General features: G+C 44.4%; 3 protein-coding genes. 2 read left to right on the forward strand and 1 reads right to left on the reverse strand.

Going from position 1 to position 808, the window contains the following annotated elements; genetic code table 11:
- The coding region (locus H2P46_RS22780; protein WP_193407014.1) for an IS3 family transposase at positions 1–130 on the forward strand (130 nt) is incomplete at its 5' end.
- A 23-nt stretch (positions 131–153) separates the two neighbouring features.
- Here H2P46_RS22780 and H2P46_RS22785 read toward each other — a convergent pair.
- Positions 154–594 (reverse strand): ATP-binding protein, encoded by a 441-nt coding sequence (locus tag H2P46_RS22785; protein ID WP_238939090.1) that lies wholly within the window; start codon positions 592–594, stop codon positions 154–156.
- Positions 595–736: 142 nt separating this feature from the next.
- Here H2P46_RS22785 and H2P46_RS22790 point away from each other — a divergent pair.
- Positions 737–808 (forward strand): IS1 family transposase (locus tag H2P46_RS22790; RefSeq protein ID WP_044061500.1); only part of this gene is annotated, 72 nt, incomplete at its 3' end.

Below are 808 nucleotides of genomic sequence, written 5' to 3' on the forward strand. Positions count from 1 at the left end.
AAAGAAAAAGATCTACGGAACACGGGAAGAAGCACGCAGCGATATTTTTGATTACATCGAAATGTTTTATAACAGTAAGCGTCGGCATGGTTCGAGTGATCAGATGCCACCGACGGAATATGAAAAATAATATTATCAACGGCTCGGAAGTGTCTAGATTATCCGTGGCGATTCACGTACCTTTTCCTCGCTATCCATATCCTTGAAATCTCTGTGGGCGAACAATGTGACCTTTGTATGGTCTTGATAGACTTCAAAGTGAGGCGCCGGCAACTGGTAAATTTCAGTTTCGATTACAACTTTATCAATACCGCTTCCTCTTTCCTCACAGATCTTCATTCTACGCATAAGAGAAGCGATGCCTTCGTTTCGGCTGCGAGGAGGAGAATCTAATAGACGGTCAATGTCTACCAATGGTAGGCCGGGGTTACATATTTCCATGCGGCCATCAAATAGCTCAAGCATGGGGCTAGTGCCGCTAATGTTGAAGTCCTGATGAATGAGGGCATTGGCCACCAGCTCTCGAATTGACAATTCAGGATACATGCGGACTTCACTTCTAAAAGCTTTACCGATAACTTCATTGGTCGGCAAAAGGTTGTTTATATAATCTATAAGCCCTTCGAAACCAACAGCATAGCCCTTGTGCCCAACCTGCTCTTTGATAGTTTTAAAACGATTGGTAATGCTCCCAACTTACTGATTTAGTGTATGATGGTGATTTTGAGGTGCTTGCGTGGCTTCCATTTCCATCAGATGTCCTTCCTGCTCCGCTACTGAAGGCGTGGTGCGTAACGGCAAAAGCACT

This window comes from Mixta mediterraneensis, from assembly GCF_014946725.1.
GTDB lineage: Bacteria > Pseudomonadota > Gammaproteobacteria > Enterobacterales > Enterobacteriaceae > Pantoea > Pantoea mediterraneensis.